Annotated in this window: 20 protein-coding genes; 8 read left to right on the plus strand and 12 right to left on the minus strand. The window is 44.4% G+C overall.

Annotated elements, in window-relative coordinates; translation table 11 throughout:
* Window positions 1–11 precede the first annotated feature (11 nt).
* The 5 genes from M2444_RS31095 to M2444_RS31115 all read right to left on the minus strand — a co-directional run bounded on the left by M2444_RS31095 (window position 12) and on the right by M2444_RS31115 (window position 5,287).
* Window positions 12–1,592 carry an ROK family protein gene (locus M2444_RS31095; RefSeq protein WP_280788947.1) on the minus strand — a complete coding sequence of 527 codons (1,581 nt, stop codon included), beginning with the start codon at window positions 1,590–1,592 and terminating at the stop codon, window positions 12–14.
* Window positions 1,592–2,698 carry a DUF917 domain-containing protein gene (locus M2444_RS31100; protein WP_280788968.1) on the minus strand — a complete coding sequence of 369 codons (1,107 nt, stop codon included), beginning with the start codon at window positions 2,696–2,698 and terminating at the stop codon, window positions 1,592–1,594. Before M2444_RS31100 ends, M2444_RS31095 begins: the two co-directional genes overlap by 1 nt.
* A 10-nt stretch (window positions 2,699–2,708) precedes the next feature.
* Window positions 2,709–4,019 (minus strand): cytosine permease, encoded by a 1,311-nt coding sequence (locus tag M2444_RS31105; protein ID WP_094876807.1) that lies wholly within the window; start codon window positions 4,017–4,019, stop codon window positions 2,709–2,711.
* A gap of 37 nt (window positions 4,020–4,056) precedes the next feature.
* Window positions 4,057–4,638 carry a TetR/AcrR family transcriptional regulator gene (locus M2444_RS31110; protein WP_094870006.1) on the minus strand — a complete coding sequence of 194 codons (582 nt, stop codon included), beginning with the start codon at window positions 4,636–4,638 and terminating at the stop codon, window positions 4,057–4,059.
* Between the two features lie 196 nt (window positions 4,639–4,834).
* Entirely contained in the window at window positions 4,835–5,287 is a 453-nt protein-coding gene (locus tag M2444_RS31115) for a VOC family protein (protein ID WP_280788948.1), read from the minus strand.
* A 96-nt stretch (window positions 5,288–5,383) separates the two neighbouring features.
* Between M2444_RS31115 and M2444_RS31120 the strand changes: the two genes are divergently transcribed.
* Window positions 5,384–6,322: a helix-turn-helix transcriptional regulator gene (locus tag M2444_RS31120; protein WP_094870004.1), complete on the plus strand. Its 939-nt coding sequence runs from the start codon at window positions 5,384–5,386 to the stop codon at window positions 6,320–6,322.
* Between the two features lie 92 nt (window positions 6,323–6,414).
* Here the strand turns inward: M2444_RS31120 and M2444_RS31125 are convergent, their stop codons facing one another.
* Window positions 6,415–6,852: an Lrp/AsnC family transcriptional regulator gene (locus tag M2444_RS31125; RefSeq protein WP_094870003.1), complete on the minus strand. Its 438-nt coding sequence runs from the start codon at window positions 6,850–6,852 to the stop codon at window positions 6,415–6,417.
* A gap of 137 nt (window positions 6,853–6,989) precedes the next feature.
* On the opposite strand from M2444_RS31125, the gene M2444_RS31130 reads away from it, so the two are divergent.
* The 3 genes from M2444_RS31130 to M2444_RS31140 all read left to right on the plus strand — a co-directional run bounded on the left by M2444_RS31130 (window position 6,990) and on the right by M2444_RS31140 (window position 9,471).
* Window positions 6,990–7,574, plus strand: a complete 585-nt coding sequence (locus tag M2444_RS31130; RefSeq protein WP_094876804.1) for a beta-class carbonic anhydrase — start codon at window positions 6,990–6,992, stop codon at window positions 7,572–7,574.
* A gap of 39 nt (window positions 7,575–7,613) precedes the next feature.
* Window positions 7,614–8,057, plus strand: coding sequence for a cyanase (cynS, locus tag M2444_RS31135; RefSeq protein ID WP_094876803.1), 444 nt, complete (start codon window positions 7,614–7,616; stop codon window positions 8,055–8,057).
* A gap of 100 nt (window positions 8,058–8,157) precedes the next feature.
* Window positions 8,158–9,471: a purine/pyrimidine permease gene (locus M2444_RS31140; RefSeq protein WP_094876802.1), complete on the plus strand. Its 1,314-nt coding sequence runs from the start codon at window positions 8,158–8,160 to the stop codon at window positions 9,469–9,471.
* A gap of 2 nt (window positions 9,472–9,473) precedes the next feature.
* On the opposite strand, the gene M2444_RS31145 is transcribed toward M2444_RS31140, so the two are convergent.
* Complete coding sequence (locus M2444_RS31145; RefSeq protein WP_256989800.1) at window positions 9,474–10,148, minus strand: helix-turn-helix domain-containing protein; 675 nt, start codon at window positions 10,146–10,148, stop codon at window positions 9,474–9,476.
* A gap of 168 nt (window positions 10,149–10,316) precedes the next feature.
* Here M2444_RS31145 and M2444_RS31150 point away from each other — a divergent pair, with 168 nt between their 5' ends.
* Window positions 10,317–10,940 carry an NAD(P)H-dependent oxidoreductase gene (locus tag M2444_RS31150; protein ID WP_094876801.1) on the plus strand — a complete coding sequence of 208 codons (624 nt, stop codon included), beginning with the start codon at window positions 10,317–10,319 and terminating at the stop codon, window positions 10,938–10,940.
* On the opposite strand, the gene M2444_RS31155 is transcribed toward M2444_RS31150, so the two are convergent.
* From M2444_RS31155 to lpdA, 3 genes are read right to left on the minus strand one after another with little or no spacing between them, the layout of a single operon-like run.
* Entirely contained in the window at window positions 10,937–12,097 is a 1,161-nt protein-coding gene (locus M2444_RS31155; protein WP_094876800.1) for an ABC transporter permease, read from the minus strand. The two genes, M2444_RS31150 and M2444_RS31155, sit on opposite strands and share 4 nt — an antisense overlap.
* Window positions 12,081–12,713, minus strand: a complete 633-nt coding sequence (locus M2444_RS31160; RefSeq protein WP_094876799.1) for a biotin/lipoyl-containing protein — start codon at window positions 12,711–12,713, stop codon at window positions 12,081–12,083. The genes M2444_RS31155 and M2444_RS31160 overlap by 17 nt, the downstream gene beginning before the upstream one ends.
* Window positions 12,710–14,104, minus strand: coding sequence for a dihydrolipoyl dehydrogenase (gene lpdA, locus M2444_RS31165; protein ID WP_280788949.1), 1,395 nt, complete (start codon window positions 14,102–14,104; stop codon window positions 12,710–12,712). Before lpdA ends, M2444_RS31160 begins: the two co-directional genes overlap by 4 nt.
* A 195-nt stretch (window positions 14,105–14,299) precedes the next feature.
* Here lpdA and M2444_RS31170 point away from each other — a divergent pair, with 195 nt between their 5' ends.
* From M2444_RS31170 to M2444_RS31180, 3 genes are all read left to right on the plus strand, one after another.
* The gene (locus M2444_RS31170) at window positions 14,300–14,866 is read left to right on the plus strand and encodes a TetR/AcrR family transcriptional regulator (RefSeq protein WP_094869994.1); all 567 of its coding nucleotides are present in this window, start codon (window positions 14,300–14,302) and stop codon (window positions 14,864–14,866) included.
* A gap of 85 nt (window positions 14,867–14,951) precedes the next feature.
* The gene (locus M2444_RS31175; protein ID WP_094876796.1) at window positions 14,952–15,944 is read left to right on the plus strand and encodes a DUF4003 family protein; all 993 of its coding nucleotides are present in this window, start codon (window positions 14,952–14,954) and stop codon (window positions 15,942–15,944) included.
* 20 nt (window positions 15,945–15,964) lie between these two features.
* A complete protein-coding gene (locus tag M2444_RS31180) occupies window positions 15,965–16,423 on the plus strand; it encodes a GNAT family N-acetyltransferase (RefSeq protein ID WP_280788950.1) in 459 nt (152 codons plus the stop codon).
* A 120-nt stretch (window positions 16,424–16,543) separates the two neighbouring features.
* Here M2444_RS31180 and M2444_RS31185 read toward each other — a convergent pair whose 3' ends face one another.
* Both M2444_RS31185 and M2444_RS31190 read right to left on the minus strand, forming a co-directional pair.
* Complete coding sequence (locus M2444_RS31185; RefSeq protein WP_094876794.1) at window positions 16,544–19,189, minus strand: ABC transporter permease; 2,646 nt, start codon at window positions 19,187–19,189, stop codon at window positions 16,544–16,546.
* A gap of 13 nt (window positions 19,190–19,202) precedes the next feature.
* The gene (locus M2444_RS31190) at window positions 19,203–19,904 is read right to left on the minus strand and encodes an ABC transporter ATP-binding protein (RefSeq protein ID WP_042184895.1); all 702 of its coding nucleotides are present in this window, start codon (window positions 19,902–19,904) and stop codon (window positions 19,203–19,205) included.
* Between the last annotated feature and the right edge of the window lie 91 nt (window positions 19,905–19,995).

A 19,995-nucleotide genomic window follows, 5' to 3' on the forward strand; every position in this document is an offset into this window, starting at 1 on the left:
AAATATTCAACCTATAAACGTCCAGCCGCTTTCACTTTTACAAGCAATGCATTGCCTGGCAAGTATGCAATCGGAATATCCTCAGACAGCACGATCTGTACAGTCTCACGAGCTGCACCAGCAAGAACGGCTTGTTCAATCGCATGGTTGCGAGCATCTTCCTTAGCTTCATCATAAGACATTTCATCCAGCGAATAGATTCGCTCGGTCTCTCCGCTAACTTCACCTAGTGCTGCGCCAATCGCATTCGCTGCATCATAGTGATCCGGTCTTACTATCCGCGCTACACCCTCAAGCTGATCGGCTACAAGAATGCTTCCGCCGCCGACCAAAATAACGTCAACAGGGTCCGAGCTAGTCTTCATCCGATCAATCGCATCCTCAATATCTTGGGTAATGATCTCATCGGCTCTGCGGCAGATTGATTCACTAAGCTTCTCAGTCTGCGCATCTTTCCATTCGTATCTTCCAAGCTTAACCGCCACATCGGTTGCTGTGAGCGTATCTCCACCAAAGATCAGGCCACGCTTCAATAGCTCGTACCCCACGCTATCGGGACCCACTGTTACCTGATCCTTCGCTTCATCGAAGCGAACGATTGTCCCGCCGCCGATCCCGATCGATAAGATATCCGGCATGCGGAAGTTCGTGCGAATCCCGCCAATCTCAACCGCAGCGGAGGATTGACGCGGGAAGCCTTGCATGAGAACGCCGATATCCGTTGTTGTACCCCCGATATCCACCACAAGCGCATCATTCAGACCTGACAAGTGTGCCGCGCCCCGAATGGAATTCGTCGGACCGCAAGCAATCGTCAGAATCGGGTAACGAAGCGCGTATTCACTATACATCAGTGTTCCATCGTTCTGACAGATGTATAGGCTCGCGTCAATTCCATAAGTGTGAAGCGCCTCTGCGAAGCCTTTAACTACTCCCGCAATGACGTTAAGTAAAGCACCATTTAACAAGGAGGCATTCTCACGCTCAAGCAATCCAATGCTTCCAATTTCATGAGACAGTGTCACAGGCATATCTTCCCCGAGTACTTGCTTCGCAAGCTCTTGAACACGTTTTTCCTGTGAAGTATTCACTGGAGAGAACACACCACAGATTGCAACCGCTTCGACCTCACCCTTCATCTTCAAAAAGCAGTCAATAACCTCAGCTTCATCCATCTCAACAATCGTACGACCATCATATTCATAACCACCGTGAACAACATAAGCATGTGGGCAGACCATTGCTTTCAGCGTATCGTCCCAATCCGCAAGTGGAGGAACAGCAGTTGTTGCCGGTGCGCCGATACGAATCAAGCCTACTTTCCCTAAGTGCTTGCGTTCTACAATAGCATTCGTACAGTGCGTAGTTCCGAGCATCGCATAACGAATCTGCGCCGGGTTGACGTTACTCTCTTCAAGCAAACGGCCAATCGATTCACTGATGCCCTCATTCACATCACGTGTGGTATGTACCTTTATCGTGTGAATAGTCTTTAATTTGGAATCGAGCAAGGCAGCATCTGTATTGGTCCCGCCGACATCAATCCCAATGCGGTAAATTTCATCCTTGTTATTAATATTCGTCTGAGACATTACTCTGCTCCCCCTTTCTCTGCTGCCAATTTTTCAATTGGAACATAAGATGCATCATAACCAAAATACTGTGGCCCTACCGTCTCAAGACCCTTTTGCGAACGCCATTTCGGATCACAAGGGAAACCGACCACAGTCACCCTGGCACCGTATTTCAAATTTTCAGTTGTAATCGGCATGCCTGTATCCTGATCAAGCACCGAAATCAAATCAGGGGTAACCGCTACTGAGCTTCCATCCTCAGTAGCCAGAAGGAACTCATTCTGGAAGAACAAACTCATCGTATTTCCTTTTTTAGCATCCGTACCTTCGAAGATCGCTTCACCACGTGTGAATCCGCCTTCTGTCCGGCGACGAATATCTACAGCTTTGCCCTGGAACAATTCATACCCGTTCAACTGCTTCAATAGCTCTTCGATTGGATTCTTTTTCATTTCCTTAGCTTCGAATAATGTTTTTCCAATTTCATAAGCAAGCGTTAGGGTATATGGAATTGCACTTTGTTTCACCTGTGCTCCAGACAATGGATAATCACAGATCGAGGCTGATCCACCCATTTGAATCGTCACGGCGCGCGCCATCCGCTCTTCCCAGACACCATCGATCGCATGCATTAGCACACCATTGCCGCGTTCATCCGCCATCGTAATCGGACTGCAGTCTATACCGTCCAAGTAGAACGTCACCATTTGCGATTCAGGAAAAGCACGTCCCATGGCATCCGCATCCACGATAGGGATGTTGCGTTCCGCCGCCGTGATTACAGGAATCAGAGAGTTGCCGCCGCCAACCTCAATGGGCATAATGGCATTCACTTTGCGTCCAAGCTCTTTTTCAATCATATCCAAAGGTTTGATCATTTGCTGAATCGAAGGTATCTTCTCATTCATAACCGTGGGTGCACCAATCATGGATATAGGAACAACCAAAGCGTCGTCCTCCAGATCCTCTGGACTGATCACACGAACAGGACCATGTTTACGAATGGCTTCCTTCGCCATTAATTTACCAATATGCGGGTCACCGCCCCCACCTGTTCCAAGAACGGCTGCACCTACAGCGATATATTGTATTGCTTGCTCATTTAATTCTGTTAGTTTGTTCATTCTCATGATGTTATCCCTTCTTTGTCATGATTTTGCCGACCATCCATTGCACGATAAAGGCGAACATAAAGGCATCTAATGCCGGAACACTCGTCACCTGGAACCATCCAAATCCATCTGGAGCTGCGGTGGTCATAAAAGCAAATAATGTAGCTGCAACCCATACGGCTAAGGAGCGAATCACCCAGTTTTTATTGCGGTCCAAACCTTCAAAAGTGAATTTCTTTCGATCCACAAGCAAAAATTCAGATGTATAAATCCCCCCGATGGGTGAGACAAACATCGTAATAATGTTTAGGAAAGATAAGAACTTATCATAGATCCCTAATACGGCAAGAAACGTAGCAATAATACCAGCAATAATCGTAATCAGCTTCTTCGGTACTTTTTGGAACACGACAGAGAAACCTAGCGATGCTGAGTATAAGTTACTCGTATTCGTCGTCCATTGCGCAAGTGTTAAGACGATAATCGCAGGAAGACCAAGCCCCAGCGCAATGAAAATATTCGTTAGATCATCTGTATCCATGATTCTAGATAGAAAGATAGCCACAATCGCCATAAAGCTGTTTCCTACAAAGAAGCCGATAAACGCAGCCGTAATGGCATGCATAGGAGTACGTGCCCAACGAGCTATATCAGGTGACAGCACCGTACCCACAATAAAGATACCGATAACAAGCGAAATCGCTGTTCCCATTGGGATCGTTGCACCGCTAATCGGTTCCCAGGCAGCTGAAGCTCCTTTGGTGTGGAACGCTGAATAAATAGCCACTCCGATAAATAAAATAAGCAATGGCACGGACCAGGTGCTTAGCCGCTCAATGGATCGATACCCCCAAATAGCCGTCGACATCATCAGCAGCCCGCCTATAAATGAAAGCACGCCTAGGGACAAATGAATATCCCATAATTGACTAAACGCAGTCTGCATATTCGAAGCGAAGAATCCGACCTGCACCCCAAACCAACCGAGTGAGAAAATACCGAGGATAATCGCAACGACACGTGCACCTACATTTCCGAATAGAAAACGTGAGATCATCGACGTAGATAAACCCGTTTTCGCACCTACATATGCACACATAGCTCCAATTACCCCTAGAATCATCGATCCGATGATCGTAGCTGTCAGCGAATCTGTGAGATTCATGCCATTGCCAAGCTGTGCCCCCAAGAACATTGCTGATAAATCAATCCCGATGGCGATCCAGACAAGCGACATGGACAGCCATCTTTTACGCATATGTATAGGAACGGGCTCTCTCTCAAAATCCCCCGAGCTTGAATCCTTCTGCTTTACTTGACTTACTTCTGCCATTCTCCCCATCCCCTTGTTGTTATCATCTTCCGTAGTTCTATGAGGACGCCCCATTCCAGTACATTTCAAACGCATGGTTCAGTTTACGCTCATATATTCCTTTAGAAGTGTAATAGAAATATTGCATGCTTAATCCATCCATCAAGTTGAGAAAAGCGTCTACGAGAAGCTGCACGGATTTATCGCGAATTACACCCTCTTCCATCCCTTGCGAGATGAATTGTTCAATGATCTTCGTCAGTATGGCGTCCGACGCCAGGAATGCTTCCTCAATCGTTTCCTTCAAAAATCCAGGTGGAAAGACTACATACCTCAGTACGATTTTGCTTGCTTCAGGACTCTGCTGATAGAATTGATACTGTCTGGATAGAATGCCACGAAGACTTTCCTTCGCACTCAGCACCTTCTGATCTTCCGACAACTCCTGAATATAAGTGTTATAGGACAACATCGCCTCACGGAAGACCGTCATAAACAAATCCTCTTTATTCTCAAAAAAAGCATAGATCGCCGGAGTCTTCACGCCAACTTCCTTCGCAATTTCAGAAAGAGCTGTACCTTCGTACCCCTTCTCACCGAATAATCTCATCGCCACTTCTTTCAGCTTGTTTTTGGTCAAGATATTTCACACCCTTATTTACTTAATTAACGTTAATTAAAAATCACTATACATCTTTATGCATAATAATTCAACGATTTTCAGAAAAATAGCAACAATACACTCAAAAAAAAGCTGACCACCATCAGGATAACTTCCTGATTGATGGTCAGCTGAACGGTTCACTCGGTGTGCATTAGACGCAAATTACATATTTTTATGAATGTAATCTCTCATCAAACATCAATTGAATTTGAATACCAAATGGGTCTTCAATAATGCCATAGGCTTTGCTGAACACATTACTAGATAAAGGAGCAATAATCTTTACGCGCTCATCTGTCACTAAGCTTTTATAAAAACCTTCAATTTCCTCTAAATCAGCACTTTGTATACACAATGATGTGTTATTCCCCACTGTATATTTCTCATTCTTATTCATTGTATCTTCTGCTATCATTACTTTTGTTTTTCCGATTAACAAGACAGAGTGAGTAATGTAATCCTTATTCTCATCCGTAAGCTGTATGGAACTGTCACGTTCTGCAAGCTGTTGATAAGTAACACGTAACAATTCCTCTGCCTTAAAATGTTGTTCGTAAAATTCTATAGCTTCCTTTGTGCTTCCGTTCATCGATAAGAAAATAGCTACTTCTAGTGTTGCGCTCATCGTATAACTCTCCTTCGTAGGTTTGATATGTGGCCCTGAACTTATTATCATATATAAAGGTATCAAAACATGACACCTTAATAAGGAGCTTTTTATATGATGAAATCAGAACGATTAAATGACATGATGCGATACTTAAACGGGCGAGAGTTTTTTAATCTAAGTGACCTCATGGCGAAATATAATATTTCAAAAAGCACAGCGCTACGTGATATTGCTTCATTAGAACAATTAGGTATGCCTATCTTTTCGGAGCATGGGAGATATGGACGATATGGTATTTTAAAAAATAGATTGTTATCCCCTATTATTTTCACCATGGATGAAGTGTATGCACTGTACTTTGCCATGCTGACCTTAGAATCTTATCAATCCACTCCGTTTCATTTAAGTGTGAACAAGCTAAACGAAAAGTTCGAACACTGTCTATCGAATACACAAATCGACCAGATTCATAAAATGAAAAAGGTTCTACAATTCGAAATGGTTCAGCATAAGCATGTTAGTCGTTTCTTAGATAAAATCCTAGCAAGTATTCTAAATGAGAGTGCCTGTAACATTGAATATACAAAAAACAACCAGCTAAAAAGCTACTCTGTGCAATTCTTCAGAATTTCCGCAAAGTTTGGGCAATGGTATGCTACTGGAATAGAGCTTACTACGAATAAATATAGGGTTTACAGAGGGGATAGAATATCCTTCTTGGAAGAAGATAAGAGAGCAGCCCGCTATTCTTTAGAAGAACTTCTTAGCCGTTCCTTAGAATTTTATCAATCTGCGAGCAATATTCACTTTGAAGTTGAGATCGAGGAACAAGCCAAGGATATTTTTTATAAAGAACATTATCCTTCTATGGAAATAGAAGCTGGCCCGAGAACTATCATTAAGGGATTCTATCATCCAGGCGAAGAAGAATTTCTAGCTAATTATTTCATGCGTTATGGTCAATATGTTAGAGCGGTGAAGCCTGAAGCCTTAAAACAAATGATTCAGGATAAAGTTAAGAATCTCTTAAATCACTATCAGAAACTATAAATGGAACGAAAAAAAAGAAGGGTCTATGCCCCTCTTTACTACTTCTCCAAAATAGACCGCATTGTAATTCTAGCGGTTTATTTTGGCATGGATTATGATTTTATTTTTCCGATGGATAGATTCACTCGATAATTGCCATGTTTCAAAAGTTGTGCCAGAAATGCCTCAAGCTCCTCATTAGAAGCAAAATGTCCGGTTAACACATAACATCCTTCTCCGCTAATTCGATGCACTTCGGTAATAGCATCCTCTGCCATCACGAACTTCTGGAATAAAGGATGATTGGCTGATTCCACAAAAAATGTAATAAAGGCTGTGATAGACAGTCCTAGCTTTGCTTTATTAGTAACGATCGTATATTGCTCGATAACCCCTAAATCTTCTAAACGTCTAATGCGATTTCCGACCGCTTGGCCGGTCATATGTATCTTTTGGCCGATGTCCTTCCACTGAATTCTGGAGTTCTCTTTTAGTAATGCTAGTATCGCAAAATCGATATGATCAAAAATAAAAATCAATCCTTTCGTCATGAAAGCAAATGGACATATAGCGTTTCGCCAACTTATTCAGCATTTAAGCATGACTATCTATACTTAGTTATATCCTGATTCACTAGTTAGTAGCCATTGAAACAGTGATAACTAAACACTTTAAAGGAGGTCCAAGAATGCTATTACAAGAAATTTTAGAGTATAACGATCAGTTCGTAGAAGACAAGGAGTATCTACCTTATGAGGGAACAAAATTCCCTAAAAAACGCATGGTTGTCGTAACATGCATGGATGCACGACTGATTGAACTGTTACCTAAAGCCCTAAATATACACAATGGGGATGCCAAAGTCATCAAAACAGCAGGTGGAACGATTACCCATGCATTTGGAAGCATCATGCGCAGTATCGTAACGGCTGTCTATGAACTGAATGCGGAAGAAATTTATATTATCGGTCACCACAATTGTGGCATGAGTCAAAGTAACCCTGAAGGAACACTTCAAAAAATAATGGATCGTGGAGTCGCGACACCAGAAATTCTTTCTTCACTTGAATATGCAGGTATCGATCTTCATAAATGGTTGTTCGGCTTTACGAATGTCGTAGATTCGATTAAAGGAAACATAGATCTGGTGCGTAATCATCCGCTCATTCCGAAAGAGGTAGCTGTTCATGGTCTGGTGATTGCACCCGACACTGGTAAACTCGATCTGATTGTAAATGGATATGAACAAGTAACAGGCTACGACAAGCACTAAGCGATACTCATTATACTAAACTAAAGGGAGCAATAAAATATGAATAGAAAAGAAGCGACACAACAAATATTGGACGCTAAATTTGCAAAAGGATTAACTTGGGGCGAAATTGCAAAGGAAAGCGAGCATTCAGAGAGCTGGGTTGTAACTGCACTGTTGGGCCAAGCGACAATGACGCGTAATGAAGCAGATAAAATGGGGGAATTGCTTGAACTCGATGAACAAGTCGTTCAAGCACTCACACAAATCCCACACCGTGGCGATGTCATTGCTATGCCGCCTACAGATCCAGGACTGTATCGCCTATACGAAATGCTGCTTGTATACGGTCCAACGATTAGAGAACTTGTTTTGGAGAAACTTGGCGAAGGTATCATGAGCGCGATCGATTTCCAATTCGACGTACAGAAGCAAGAAGATCCGAAAGGTGACCGTATCCTTCTGACGATGAACGGAAAGTTTTTGCCATATCGCAAATGGTAATAGATTAAGGAGCAAGCCACCTTTTAACGATTTCACATTGAAAGGTGGCTTGCATTTTCCGTATAGATTGTATAGTTAACAATAGTGAAGGTGAGTAGATATGAAGAACAAATGTGTTACCGATAGTCTCAGCACTATACAATGGTTTATTTTTTTGCTAGCCAATGCAGTGGCGCTGCCCATTGTCATTGGAGGTATTTTTCAATTGTCGTTTGAACAAATTTCAACCTTAATGCAGCGGACATTTTTCGTTGTAGGAATCAGTTCATTTATTCAGGGATGGTTAGGACATAAATATCCTATTGCAGACGGTCCTGCGGGATCATGGGTAAGTATCTTTATCATATTAGGCAACTTAGCTTTAATTCAAGGGCAAGATCAAATAAATGCCTTACAAATTCTAGAAGGAGGATTAATCGTAGCCGGGCTTGTTCTTTTCATATTAGGAACTACAGGGTTAGTTTATAAGCTTCAATTTTTATTTACACCCTTAGTTTCGGGTTCATTTTTATTCATTCTCGCCTTGCAATTAAGCGGTGTATTAGTCAAGGGCATGCTTGGAGTACAGGAAACAAGCGCCGAACCAGATGGTATAGCAGCACTCATATCCTTTTTTATTTTTGGACTTGTTATTTTTCTCTCTATTAAAGGAAGAGGATGGATTAGTAGTTACGCCGTACTGATTGGAATCGGCTTGGGTTCGGCATTATTTGCAGCATTCGGGAAAGTGGGGCCAGCATTTACAGCTTTAACCCCCGTCTTGAAGTTCCCTCATATTTTTGCTTGGGGATTACCTCAATTTGATCTAGGGATCGTGATTACCTCACTGTTGTTTACGTTTTTGTTAGTATCCAATACAATTTCTTCTATTTCCGCTGTAAAACAAGTAGTTCCGGTTTTACCGAAAGATGAAAAAACAGCATTAAGCCGAGGGATTTGGACGGGAGGGATCTCTCATATACTAGCCGCCCTATTCTCAACGATAGGAGTTGTTCCTTTACCAGCCTCGGCGGGCTTTATGAAATTAACAGGGCAAAAGCGAATTCGGCCATTTCTTATGGCCTGTATGTTACTAACCGTTATCGCGCTAATGCCGTCCGTTGTCAATGTGCTAGCGTTACTTCCAGCTCCTGTAGCCAGTGCAGCACTTCTAGCTACTTTTGTACAAATCGTAGGGATTGCATTCCAATCCTTGCTACAGGAAGAGCTTGATCATCGCCGATTAACGATACTAGGAATAACGTTGTTGGTGAGCATTGGACTCATGTTTTTGCCTCCAGCGGTATTTCAGAGTCTTCCTTCCACACTTCGATATATTTGCAGTAATGGTCTGCTTGTCGGCACTATACTGGCCATGCTTTTAGAGCAATTTTGGAAAAGTGAAAAGAAAATAAGCCACTGTCAAAAATTATAAAGCTACTCAAAAGAGGTAAAAAACACATCTTGCAGAATGGCTTTAGCTTTTTTAAGGTTGCGCGTGTCCAGTTGGTTAAGCATTTCTACGATTTGACTCATTTCATCGCTGTCCATTACCTCAAGTGATTCTCCAGCATTTAATAGTTCTTCTTCAGCATCCGATTCCGAATGAACCCATGATGCTTCTAAAGTATCCTCGAACGCTTGCATCAGAAATAATAATTCATCTGTGTTATATCTTTGTAGAAACCGAGTTATCCCTTTATTCATCTCCTTATGTAGTTCTTGATGCAAATCGAATATTTCTTTTCCGAGAGGTGTTGTAAGAAACAGCACTTCTTTTTTATTATCGGGGAGAAACTCCGTGCGAATCATTTGCTGCAGAACTAATTTTCTAGTGATTTTGGACACGCTACCTTTCGGAATTCCGAAATGCTTCGAAATGGTAGTGCCATTCACCGGCTCAAGCTGTCCAATTGCATCTATTACATGCAGCATCATGACTGTGGAGTCTTGGAGAAAATCAATGATAAGTGGATTACTACAGTTCTGGAGCAGCCATTCCTTTTCTTCATCATCCTCCGATTGAAATCGTTTTTGTAATTGAGGAATCATCTCTATCAGTTTTTTTATCAATAAATCCTTATTCGGTAAGTTCTCGAAAGAATGCGTCACTGTTAAGTCTCCTCGTAAATTCATCTTATGATCATCTTAACAAGACACAGCTCAAAAATAAAGTTTCCTAGAAATAATATTGACAACAAGGAAACTTAAAATGTACTATTGTTTCCATAGTCATTATTTTATTTCCAGGAAACAATAAAACGTAAAGAAGGTATTTATATGAATGTCTTAATTATTTTTGATCATCCATACGGAGCATCGGCGTCCGAGAATGTCCCACATCAGCGAAGCTATTCCGCAGCTCTGCTAGCCTCCGTGATGCGAGGTCTTACCACTAAAGGCCATACGATCGATCTTATCGATTTGCATGCCGATGGATTTAATCCAATCATGTCTTACGAAGAACTTGCTGCTTGGCGACAAAAGAAAACCGTCGACCCTCTAGTCGCCAATTATCAGCAACGGCTTATCGCAGCAGATCATATCGTCTTCCTATTCCCTATATGGTGGGAGGCCATGCCTGCTCTTACCAAAGGCTTTCTGGATAAGGTCTTCGCAAAAGGCATTGTCTATGAGGAAATCAAACCTGGACGGCCCTTTAAATGCTTACTCCCGAATATGAAAGGCGTATCCCTGCTGACGGTAATGAACACGCCCGACTTTGTTTACCGCTGGATATTTGGCAACCCTATCACCAAAATCCTGTTCAGAGGAACCTTCCGCAAAATGGGCATACGAAAGAACCTCCGTTGGTATAATTATGCCGGCATGTCAGATCGCAGCTTGGAAGAACGGGTGAAATATCTTGATAAGACAGAACAACGGTTTGCACGACTAGACTAGATTACTGAAGCGCTGACGGATTCCGAGAACGAAACCTCCTGCTTCTTCACTTCCTGGAGCACCAATAATCCAATTAATAAGGAAGCAACGCCAATAAGGATCAGCAGCGCTCCCAGCTCCAGACTGTAGGCAGATAACGCCCCATCCCGAAAAGCCATCCCGCGTATGAGCCGGTTCAGCCAGTTCATCGGTAATACCCAAGCGGAAATTTGAAAAAACGCAGGAAACGCTAGTGGACTCAGTTGGATTCCAGTAGCAAGAAATGACGGATACAATACGAAATTAGTTCGTAAATTAACTTTGGAAGCGTCTTTGGCGGTATAGCCAATCAACAGGCCCATAAGGGACAAAGCAAAGGCATACACAAGCAGCGGAATAATAAAAAGATAAGGCGCCGCTTCAAAACGCATTCCCCCCACCTGCTTTAATAAGCCATAACATAGGAGCAACGAAAGCGTGGTCAAGACAGCATAAGGGACACTACGAATCCAAATTTGCCAAGGCGACTTCCCGTTTGTAAAAAGTTTTCCTTCCTGCCGCAAACGCGGGACAATGGCGCCCGCTGCGCTTGTTGTAATCATCAGCACCACAATATTCACAAATCCAATGACCATAAAGCTCACATAACTTGTGGTCGGATTGAACAACATCCGCTGTTGGAGAGATAACGGTGAAACAAGCCCTTTAGAGGCTTCGGCATCCATCCCCTTCTGAATCAGACGGGTCATCGAAAGCGTCATATTCTCCGTCTGAATGACTTCCTGAATGGCAGTTCGGATGCCGGTTAGCCCTGAGGGCATCGTGTTATCCATCAAGATGCCGATATTCGTTGAAATCCCCTGCTGTTGATGTTGTCCCAGCTCTTTAGGAAGCGTGATAACTGCGACAGCTTGCTCATTTGCCAGTATAGTTTCTGGATTTAAGCGGCTGGCGTACACATTGGTTACTTTCATATAAGGAGAGGCATTGATTTTAGAGATCAGCTGCCTTGAATACGAACTGTGATCCTCATCAATAACTACAACATGCGATTCGCTGATTTGATTCTTCGAGAACATCAAGCCAAAAAACAGAGCCGCAATAAGCGGACCAATAAAAATCAGGCGTAAATACTTACTGCCCGCCACGTACTTCCACTCATCAATCAGTGACTTCATCGAGCTTCACCTCCGCTGTCATCCCCGGAAGCAACTCAGCATTCGCATCCATAACTACACGGACAAGAAACATACTTAAATCCGCTTGCCCCTTTTCACGTGACATACGTAAGCTCGCAAATTGAGGGGCGGCTGCGATGGAAGTAATTACACCCGTCACCTCCGCTTCATGCTCCAAATACGGAAAATGAACCCCAATATTTTGATTCACCTTTAGCTTTTGGATTTCACTTTCCTGTACGTAAAGGTCTGTATAAAAGCTGTTTTTTTGCAGCACCGCCAGTGGCATGCCTTGCTGTACTTGATCTCCCGGCTTTACAACCATCCTGTTGACCGATCCGTCCTCAGGCGCGAGTACATCTGTTTCTCCTTCTTCAGCGGATTTAACCTTGAACAATACCTCTCCCTGTTTTATAGAATCACCTACAGCCACACGGACCTCAACAATTGACCCTGGACTGTTCTGATAAAATATAGTCTTTTGCTCTGCATCAAGAATCCCTTGCTTCCTGCTCTCAGCCTGACTAACAGCATCCTTACCTTTTACTGCAAGCAGCGACCCTCCAAAGATCAACACAACCGCAATTCCAATATACAAGCCTGCTTTTATCTTCATTTTCCACGCTCTCCCCTTATCATTTTTCTAACCGCATTTTCGGCAGCCTCCATAATCACTTCTCCCAATGTAGGATGAGGGTGAATGGTCATCGCCAAATCCTCCACAGTGGCTCCCATCTCAATGGCAAGGGCAAGCTCCGACACGAGTGTGGATGCCTCCACGCCAACGATTTGGGCCCCCATCACGATTCCTGAGATCGGATTTGCTACAATTTTGACGAAGCCCTCAGTTTCCTTCAGGGCCAATGCTCTCCCGTTAATCCCAAAGGTGGATTTACCAATTACAATCGGGATGCCCTTTGCTCTTGCTTCTGTTTCACTTAAGCCCACGCTCGCTAACTCTGGTTCAGAAAAAACAACAAGCGGAATGGCTCTATAATCAACCTCGGAGGAAAGGCCTGCAATGGCTTCTGCCGCAATTTTAGCTTCATAGGACGCCTTGTGAGCAAGGGCTGGACCTGACGTAATATCCCCAATTGCAAAAATATTCGGAATAGCCGTTCTGCACTGTTCGTCTGTCTCAATCAATCCTCTAGTCGTCACGGGCAAGCCTATACGATCCAGCCCTAAATTGCCGTCTGTATTTGGTTTTCTCCCGACAGTGACTAACATATATTCCGCTGTCACATGCAGCTGTTCCTGATTTTTCAAATAATGCAGTGTGATGGTGTCTGCACTCTGCACTACGTTCACAGCTGTCGCTCCGGTAATCATCTTAATCCCATCAGCCTTCAACTGCCTTCCAACAGGGTTCACAAGCTCCGCCTCAAATCCAGGCAGCACTTGATCTCCTCCCTCCAGAATCGTTACCTTTGTTCCAAATTTGGCATACATTTGCCCCAGTTCAATCCCTATATATCCCCCTCCAATAACAACTAAGCTAGTTGGAACTTCGGAGAGTGACAGAGCTTCTGTAGAAGATAAAACACGTCCGCCAACCGGAAAGGCTTGCAGCTCAATCGGACGTGATCCTGTGGCCAAGATGGCGTTTTTAAAAGAAATACTTTGCTCCTGCCCAGACTGACTGATAATCGCCGTATGCTCATCAACCAATCTTGCCTCTCCTTCCAAAATATTCACACCTGCCGTCTTTAATAAATAGCTAACTCCACCTGCCTGTTTATTCACAATTCCCTGTTTGAAATCCTGAGCATTCTTAAATGACACTGCCGCCTCTGAAGAGCTGAACAGTCTAAACAACTCGTAACGATGAGACTCTGCAATTAATGCTTTGGATGGAATACACCCAACATTTGTACAAACCCCGCCAAGCTGATTGCGTTCAACAATTGCCGTCTTCATCCCAAGCTGGGCAGATTGCAGCGCCGCTACATACCCTCCCGGACCTGATCCAATGACCAACGTTTCTACGGATTCAAGCTTACTCATCGTCGCTACCTCCTGTTAAAGTTATTTTAAAATATGATGACCGTAATATATTATTATCATCATATTTTAAAACCGTCAACAACCCTGTTTAGCTATTCATCAGCAATAGTGCTCACAATCGCTAAATTGACAGGCTTTATTATGATGATTATAATATTTTAAAAAGTATACTTATGAAGCTGTGGAGTGATTATAATGCCCTATCCCAAAGGCCATAAAATAAAAGTGCGGAATACGATTATTGAAAGTGCTGCTCAGGCTTTTCGCTCGCATGGTATTCATGATGTAAGTGTTCCCTTCATTATGAAGGGTGCCGGGTTAACTCATGGCGGGTTTTATTCCCACTTTGACAATAAAGAACAACTGGTCGCCGAAGCCTGCCGGTATGCCATCAGTGATACCATCACACTTTTGCAGAAGGTTGCGGAGCAGGAAGAGCAGAAACCCAAAATCAATGCGGTCATTGATTATTATTTAAGTCCGTATCATCGCGACAAAACGGAGATGGGCTGCATTATTCCTGCCCTTTCTGCCGAAATAGCCCGTTCTTCCGAAGAAGTTCGACGGGTATTCACGCAGGAACTAGAGCGGATGGTTACATTCATCTCCACGCTGGCGGGCATTGACGCGTCCAAAGGTAGCACACTGTTCAGCACCATGGTTGGCTCTCTAGTTCTTGCACGGACAGTAAATGACCCTGAACTGAGCGACAGCCTCCTTTCGTCAGGCAAACGGTATGCTAAAGAGCTGGTTATGATCTAAAAACAATAAACACCCCAAACAAATGAATCCAACTCAGAAATTTTTCGTAATATTATGAATTATAGATAACTGAGGGGTGTATCCAATGAACGAGCAGTTTGCAGCAAGGGTTGAATTGTTCGCAGAGAACGCGCTGAGGATCAAAAAGGCTTTTCCTTGGCATAATGCAATGGTTAGCCGTTTGGCGGGGTTACTGTACACAGCAGAGAATAAAAGTGCAGATGAGGATGCGATTCGTGCGAGCCACGAGCTTATTAAAGAAAATACCGGAATGTTTTCTTCGTTTAGGGGGAACTCGGCAATCAGTATTGCTACTATGCTCTCTCTTTCTGCTGACAAGGAACAACAGCTTGCAAACACACTGACCGTATATGACTTATTGAAGGACGTCAAATTTAGAGCCTCTGATTATCTCGTCGTTGCCGCTTATCAAATCGCCGCTAATACGACAACAGATCAGTATCAGCGTACGGTAGAACGCGCAAAGATGTTTTACGATAGCATGAAAGCGAAGCACCGTTTCCTTACCGGACATGATGATTATATTTTCTCTGCCATGCTCGGCCTTTCCGATATCGACGTGGACAGCGGCATCGACCGGATGGAGCAGCTTTACACTACACTAAAGCCTGAATTTATGTCGGGGAACAGTGTGCAAGCTCTGACACAGGTACTGGTTCTTGGAAAAGAAGCTTCAGAAGCAGCGGATCGTGTACTGGCATTACGAGATGCGTTCCGTGCACATGGCATCCGGTTAGATAAGGAATATACCCTTTCTTCGCTGGGCGTGCTAACTTTGCTCTCCTCCAACAATAAGGACATGGTTACGGAAGTCTCAGAGACCTTCGAATTACTGCGTACCAAAAAAGGCTTTGGCAGCTGGTCCATTGTAAAGCAGGAATTGCTACTGCTGTCAGCTGCGCTAGTAGCCTTCAAATATGTAGAGGATGTGCAAAGCGGCATTGTAACCTCGATGCTTTCCACCAGCATCACTAATATTGTGATCGCACAGCAGGCTGCTCTTGCAGGGGCTGCGGCCGCTTCGGCTGCGGCTGCAGCTTCATCTTCTTCGAATTAAGTGAAAATGCGAGGGAAGACATGGACTCAATACAACCAATCAACACTAGAAATGAAGAATGTTTATACCGTCTACTGAATATTTGGGAATCCTCTGTGCGGCATACACATCTATTCCTGTCTGAACAGGACATTGATGCGTTGCGGCCACTGGTTATACAAGGGATGGAGCATATAAGTCATCTGCTTGCTTTTATAGATGACCATGACCAATCGCTTGGATTCATAGGGATTCAGGATAACAAGATTGAAATGCTATTCGTAGAACCTGCTGCAATGGGAAAAGGCATTGGAAAATCACTCGTTGCTTATGCTATACAGACACTGAACGTACGCTACGTTGATGTAAATGAACAAAATCCGCAGGCCTTAGGTTTCTATGAGCATATGGGTTTTCAAGTTTTTGAGCGTTCTGCACTAGATGAACAGGGTAATCCTTTTCCTATCCTGCATATGAAGTTATCAATCGGCTCACGTTAAAAGATTCCATCGCCTCTCAAAGCAAAAGAGACCGCTTCGAGTAGCCAAAACAATGGCTGTTCGAAGCGGTCCTTTGTGGTTAAGTAGGATCAACTTTTGTTTTTGGTGTGGAAGCTCCGCTTATTCTACCGACTTTAACGCCTCAATCATATGAATCCGTTTGAGCTTAATGTGCATGAAAGCCATGACTATGCCTGAGAACAGCAGTGTTAAGAGTGCGGCATACACATAGCTTGGCCACTTAATAATCGGCGCGAACATCGTTGCATCCAGCTCAGCTGTATTCAAGACGAAGCTGTGCAATATAATGCCAAGACCCGATCCGGCTACAATGCCGAGTAGGCTTAGCAGCATATTCTCACGGTAAATATACAACGTTACTTCCTTATCATAAAATCCCAATACCTTGATCGTTGATAGCTCCCTGATCCGCTCAGAGACATTAATATTGGTCAAATTGTAGAGGACGACAAAAGCCAGAGCAGCAGCCGATACAATGAGCACCAAGGTTACAACGTCCATACTCTTCATGGTGTCATCAAAGGCAGTACCTACATTGCTGGAAAAGCTGACCGCTGCCACTCCCTCATTGTCCGTTAGCTTCTCGCCGAACTTGTCCTCCCATGCTTTGTCGTGCGTGGTATAGTTCAGCAGCTCTGTGTTGAACACCGGTTCATGTCCAAATACGGAAGAATAATACGCAGGTGTCATATAAACATAGTGCATTACATAGTTCTCTGTAATCCCTATGACCTTAATCTTGAATGTCTCGTTATCCTTGTCCACCACATTCAATGGGTCGCCGGGTTCAAGCCCGTATAATTTAGCCAGCTTCTCCGAGATTATAGCTCCCTCGTCCGAAAGCGTGCGTTTTTCTCCACTCACTCGATCCCGCAGCTCCACATAATCGGATATCGCAGCAACAGATGCAGGGATGAACATATGCACATCCTGATCATTTACACCACTGCTGTGCGCTTTCATCGTTTCCTGTGCCACACTTAGTGATCCAGTTATAGTGGACTCGCCAGTGATCAATTGCTCGTAGGCATCCCGCACATCAGCAGACGCATCTTCATGCAGCGCTACAAGTGCATCATATTTCATAATCGTGCCGAACTGCTGGGGGGCAATGCTGCCGATCGAGTCTTTAAGACCAAAACCGGTCAGAATCAGCGCCGTACAGCCGGCCACGCCGAACACTGTCATGAACATCCGCTGCTTGTAGCGGAATAAATTCCGTGCGGTAACCTTTTGAACAAAGCTCAACCGTTTCCATACAAAAGTAACTCTCTCCAGTAAAATCCGCTGCCCGCTCTTTGGCGCCTTCGGACGCATCAATACGGAAGCGTTGCTTCGTAGTTCTACCCGCGCGGCAATCCAAGCCGTCAATGTAGTGCAGATTAGCGCCACTATAATGGAAATGATGGAATACGACGGATAGAAGCTTTTGATAAGATCCGGCAGATTATAAAGTGAACTGTACGCATTATAGATAATGGTTGGAAACATCGTAAATCCGAGCGCAAGTCCCGCAACCGAAGCCGTCAAGCTGGCAAGCGTACCATAAACCAAGAATTTGGCCATAATGTCACGGTTCCCATACCCAAGCGCTTTAAGTGTCCCGATCTGCAAACGATGCTCCTCGACCATCCGAGTCATAGTCGTCAAGCTGACCAGCGCAGCGATCAGGAAAAAGAATACCGGGAACGCACTCGCAATTGCCGACAATCGATCAGCGTTGTCTTTATATTCGGCATATCCCGGATTGGCACTTCGGTCAGTGACGTAGACCTTCGGAAGGCCCAGTTCTGCAAGCTTTTGCTCCCCTGCAGCTAGTTCCGCCTTGGCCGAGACCAGTCCGTCAGTAATAGCTTTCATGTTTGCAGCTTGTTCCTGCTGCACCACCTCTGGCTGGCGCTTTAATTCAGCAAGCTGTTGCTCGGCGGCGGTCACCTTACCTCGTCCACTGGACAGCTCCTTCTCACCTTCCGCGCGCATCTCCGCAAGCCGAGCTTCCGGCACGCCGGACAGCGCCTGCTCTACCGCCTTAGTATGCTGTTCGATCAATGCCTCGTACTCTGGCGAATAAGCCTTCACACTGGCTGTATCCTTGAAGGACAGATAGGCTTCCGTATACACCGGAAGCTTGAAATCTGACTCCGGAATTGCTGCGAATGCATCGGCCATACCTTTGCCGATCCCACTGGTGCCCCGGGTACTCTTTTCTATAAATTGTGGGCTTCGCACAAAACCTACAACCGTATAGTTCAGTGACGCAAAGTTGTTCGACAGCTCCGCATCCGTTCCGTCACCGCTAAAGGTTATTTTGTCACCCAGCGCATATTTTCCAGCCAGCTTGTCATCCAATACGATTTCTCCGGAAACCTCTGGAAGACGTCCTTCAATCATACTGTACTGGTTAAGAGGTTTATCTGAATGGTAAGAATGGACTTTGAGGATCAAAGCATTATCACCGCTGAACACATCCGTACTGTAACCCGGCTGGACTTCATCGATGCCCGGTATATCGCTCAGCAGGCCGATGTTATCTTCGGTCAGACCATAGTTGGTCTGCACCTTCAGATCCATTAGTCTCGTCTCTTGATAAAAGGTTCCGGCTGTATCCAGCATATCCGGACCGGCTGACTTGATGCCGGAAAAGAAACTAACACCCAGCATAATGATTGCAAAAATCGAAATAAATCGGGCCTTAGTGTGCCTAATTTCACGAAAAATATCTTTCCATAACGCACGCTTTTTCATAGATGCCTTCTCCTTACCATTCGATATCTTCAACAGATACTGGCGAAGGATTGGTTACCATCTTCCGTACCTTAGCATTATTAATCTCAATAACCCTGTCTGCCATTGGTGCAATCGCCAAATTATGCGTGATTACGATGACCGTAGTGCCTGTGTTACGGCAGGTATCCTGAAGCAGCTTAAGCACTTGCTTACCAGTATTGTAGTCTAGCGCACCTGTTGGTTCATCGCAGAGGAGCAGCTTTGGCTGTTTAGCTAGCGCTCTGGCGATAGCGACACGTTGCTGCTCACCACCAGACAGCTGAGCCGGAAAATTATCCAGCCGTGCACCTAGTCCCACATCCTCAAGCACCTTACGCGCATCTAGTGCACGCGGGGAAATCTGAGAAGCAAGCTCAACATTCTCCAGTGTGGTGAGATTCGGCACTAAGTTATAGAACTGGAACACAAAACCCACGTCATTGCGGCGGTAGCCCGTCAACTCCTTGGCACTGAACTTGGCAATGTCCGTACCGTCCACAATGACCTGGCCTTCGTCAGCAGAATCCATCCCGCCAAGAATATTAAGCACCGTCGATTTGCCCGCACCGCTGGGGCCGACAATCACTGCAAACTCACCTTTATTTATCTCAAAATCAATTCCGTCGTTGGCAACGATCACACTTTCACCCATTTTGTAACGCTTGTACTCATTTTTGACAGCAACAAAGCTCATTTTCCATCCTCCTGTCTCTATCCAATCCAAGCCTAATCACTTTATATTGTTTCAGTTTATCATAATTAGAACGCCCAAGCCCGAATGGCAA

It is taken from the genome of Paenibacillus sp. PastF-3, from assembly GCF_029893135.1.
In the GTDB taxonomy this organism is placed as follows: domain Bacteria; phylum Bacillota; class Bacilli; order Paenibacillales; family Paenibacillaceae; genus Paenibacillus_AQ; species Paenibacillus_AQ nitricinens.

Excerpts from the sequence above, each read along its gene's own strand:
- lpdA (WP_280788949.1), bottom strand. The coding sequence starts at position 14,104 with ATGAGTAAGCTTGAATCCGTAGAAACGTTGGTCATTGGATCAGGTCCG.
- M2444_RS31170 (WP_094869994.1), top strand. The coding sequence starts at position 14,300 with ATGCCCTATCCCAAAGGCCATAAAATAAAAGTGCGGAATACGATTATT.
- M2444_RS31125 (WP_094870003.1), bottom strand. The coding sequence starts at position 6,852 with ATGACGAAAGGATTGATTTTTATTTTTGATCATATCGATTTTGCGATA.
- M2444_RS31150 (WP_094876801.1), top strand. The coding sequence starts at position 10,317 with ATGAATGTCTTAATTATTTTTGATCATCCATACGGAGCATCGGCGTCC.
- cynS (WP_094876803.1), top strand. The coding sequence starts at position 7,614 with ATGAATAGAAAAGAAGCGACACAACAAATATTGGACGCTAAATTTGCA.
- M2444_RS31120 (WP_094870004.1), top strand. The coding sequence starts at position 5,384 with ATGATGAAATCAGAACGATTAAATGACATGATGCGATACTTAAACGGG.
- M2444_RS31115 (WP_280788948.1), bottom strand. The coding sequence starts at position 5,287 with ATGAGCGCAACACTAGAAGTAGCTATTTTCTTATCGATGAACGGAAGC.
- M2444_RS31175 (WP_094876796.1), top strand. The coding sequence starts at position 14,952 with ATGAACGAGCAGTTTGCAGCAAGGGTTGAATTGTTCGCAGAGAACGCG.
- M2444_RS31155 (WP_094876800.1), bottom strand. The coding sequence starts at position 12,097 with ATGAAGTCACTGATTGATGAGTGGAAGTACGTGGCGGGCAGTAAGTAT.
- M2444_RS31140 (WP_094876802.1), top strand. The coding sequence starts at position 8,158 with ATGAAGAACAAATGTGTTACCGATAGTCTCAGCACTATACAATGGTTT.
- M2444_RS31180 (WP_280788950.1), top strand. The coding sequence starts at position 15,965 with ATGGACTCAATACAACCAATCAACACTAGAAATGAAGAATGTTTATAC.
- M2444_RS31190 (WP_042184895.1), bottom strand. The coding sequence starts at position 19,904 with ATGAGCTTTGTTGCTGTCAAAAATGAGTACAAGCGTTACAAAATGGGT.
- M2444_RS31185 (WP_094876794.1), bottom strand. The coding sequence starts at position 19,189 with ATGAAAAAGCGTGCGTTATGGAAAGATATTTTTCGTGAAATTAGGCAC.
- M2444_RS31095 (WP_280788947.1), bottom strand. The coding sequence starts at position 1,592 with ATGTCTCAGACGAATATTAATAACAAGGATGAAATTTACCGCATTGGG.
- M2444_RS31130 (WP_094876804.1), top strand. The coding sequence starts at position 6,990 with ATGCTATTACAAGAAATTTTAGAGTATAACGATCAGTTCGTAGAAGAC.
- M2444_RS31100 (WP_280788968.1), bottom strand. The coding sequence starts at position 2,698 with ATGAACAAACTAACAGAATTAAATGAGCAAGCAATACAATATATCGCT.
- M2444_RS31105 (WP_094876807.1), bottom strand. The coding sequence starts at position 4,019 with ATGGCAGAAGTAAGTCAAGTAAAGCAGAAGGATTCAAGCTCGGGGGAT.
- M2444_RS31160 (WP_094876799.1), bottom strand. The coding sequence starts at position 12,713 with ATGAAGATAAAAGCAGGCTTGTATATTGGAATTGCGGTTGTGTTGATC.